Origin of the sequence: Kitasatospora sp. NPDC058218 (genome assembly GCF_042882445.1) — a bacterium.
Classification (GTDB): domain Bacteria; phylum Actinomycetota; class Actinomycetes; order Streptomycetales; family Streptomycetaceae; genus Kitasatospora.
Map to the genome: position 1 here is coordinate 1 of NZ_JBHVWC010000157.1, position 2,503 is coordinate 2,503.

1 protein-coding gene and 1 pseudogene are annotated in these 2,503 nt (G+C 73.5%); both read left to right on the plus strand.

The window, feature by feature from the left end:
- Positions 1-436 precede the first annotated feature (436 nt).
- Positions 437-577, plus strand: a pseudogene (locus ACFVYI_RS42355) (acyl carrier protein); the annotation flags it as partial.
- Between the two features lie 253 nt (positions 578-830).
- A partial coding sequence (locus tag ACFVYI_RS42360) for a type I polyketide synthase (RefSeq protein ID WP_387895453.1) occupies positions 831-2,503 on the plus strand: 1,673 nt, incomplete at its 3' end.

Consider the following 2,503-nt stretch of genomic DNA (forward strand, 5'->3'; position numbering starts at 1 on the left):
CGCCTACCTCGACGCCCTCGCCACCCACCGCCGCACCAACGGACAACCCACCACCTCCTACGCCTGGGGACTCTGGAACACCCAAGGCGGCATGAGCGACCGGGCGGACCAGCACCGGCTCGGCCGCAGCGGCATCCTGCCGATCAGTGCCGAGGACGGCCTGGCGCTGTTCGACGCCGGGCTCGACCTGACGACCCCGGTGGCCGTCCGGCTGGACACGACGGCGCTGCGCGGCCTGGCGGTACTCCCGGCGGTGCTGCGCGGCCTGGTCCGCACACCGGCCCGCCGGGCGGCCGCGACCGGCGGCGGCGCGGGATCGCCGGCCGACCACTTCGGCGCGCTCCCCGAGGAGGAGCGGCGGACCGCCCTGCTCGACCTGGTGCGCGGCCTGGTGGCCGACGTCCTCGGACACGTCGACGGCTCGGCGGTCGAGATCGGCAAGGGCTTCCTCGACCTCGGCTTCGACTCGCTGACCGCCGTCGAACTGCGCAACCGCCTGATCGCCGAGACCGGGCTTCGGCTGCCGGCCACGACGATCTTCGACTACCCGACCCCCGCGGCGGTCGCGGACCGCCTGTACGAGCTGTTCACGCCGGAGGAGGACCCCGACGCGGCCGTGCGCCGCGCCATCGCCGGGATCCCGCTGGCACGGCTGCGCGAGGCAGGCCTGCTGGAGGCGCTGCTCCAGCTCACCGGGACCACCACCGAGCACGGGGAAAGCCCGGCTTCAGAACCGCAGAAGAGCGACCAAATCGACATGATCGAAACTCTCGATGCGGCCGCCCTCGTGGCCATGGCGCTCAATGACAACGCGTGAGGACCAAGCTGCGATGACCACCACCTCCACCGAACAAGTCGTCGAGGCGCTCCGGGCGTCCCTCAGGGAAACCGAGCGGCTGCGCCAGGAGAACCGGCAGATCATCGCCGCCTCCCGCGAGCCGATCGCGATCGTCGGCATGGCCTGCCGCTACCCGGGCGGCGTGAGCTCCCCCGAGGAGCTGTGGCGCCTGGTCGCCGGCGGCCGGGACGCCATCGGCGGATTCCCGACCGACCGCGGCTGGGACGTCGAGGGGCTCTACGACCCGGACCCGGCCCGGCCCGGCACCTCCTACGCCCGGGAGGGCGGGTTCCTGTACGACGCGGCCGCGTTCGACCCCGAGTTCTTCGGGATCTCGCCGCGCGAGGCGCTGGCCATCGACCCGCAGCAGCGGCTGCTGCTGGAGACCGCGTGGGAGGCCGTCGAGAGCGCCGGCCTCGACCCGGCAGCCCTGCGCGGCAGCCGCACCGGCGTGTTCACCGGCATCATGTACGCCGACTACGGCGCCCGGCTGCTTTTCCCGAAGGCGCCCGAGGAGTTCGAGGGGTACGTCGGCACCGGCAGCGCCGGCAGCGTCGCGTCCGGCCGGGTGTCGTACACCTTCGGCTTCGAGGGCCCGGCGGTCACCGTGGATACGGCCTGCTCGTCCTCGCTGGTCGCGCTGCACTCGGCGGCGCAGGCGCTGCGCAACGGCGAGTGCTCGCTGGCGCTGGCCGGCGGGGCCACGGTCATCGCCACCCCCGGTCTGTTCACGGAGTTCAGCCGGCAGCGCGGACTGTCGGCGGACGGCCGCTGCAAGGCCTTCGCGGCGGCGGCGGACGGCACCGGGTGGGGCGAGGGCGTCGGACTGCTCCTCCTCGAACGACTCTCGGACGCGCAGCGCAACGGGCACCCGATCCTGGCGGTCGTGCGCGGCACGGCCGTCAACCAGGACGGCGCCAGCAGCCAGCTCACCGCGCCCAACGGCCCGGCCCAGCAGCGGGTGATCCGGGCCGCCCTGGCCAACGCCCGCCTGGACTCCGCCGACGTGGACGCCGTGGAGGCGCACGGCACCGGCACGCCGCTCGGCGACCCGATCGAGGCGCAGGCCCTGCTCGCCACCTACGGGCAGGGGCGTCCGGCCGAACGGCCCCTGTGGCTCGGGTCGTTGAAGTCCAACATCGGCCACACCCAGGCCGCGGCGGGCGTCGCCGGGATCATCAAGATGGTCATGGCGATGCAGCACGGCGAGCTGCCGAAGACCCTGCACGTCGACGAGCCCACGCCCCAGGTGGACTGGACCGCCGGCGCGGTGTCCCTGCTCACCGAGAGTCGTCCCTGGCAGACCCCGGACGGGCGCCCGCGCCGCGCCGCCGTGTCGTCGTTCGGTATCAGCGGGACCAACGCGCACGTCATCCTGGAGGAGCCCCCGGCAGCCGAAACCGTCGAGGCCTCCGACGAAACGGGCTCCGGATCCGAGCTGCCGGCGATGTGGCCACTGTCGGCGAAGAGCGAGGACGCCCTACGCGACCAGGCCCGCCGACTGCACACCTGGATCACCGAACACCCCGACACCGACGAACGGGACATCGCGGCCGCACTGGAACACAAACCGAAGTTCCCCCACCGGGCCGTCGTGTTCAACCGCGAGGCACTCGCCGCCCTCGCCGAGGGGCAGCCGCACCCGGATCTGGTGACCGGGACGGC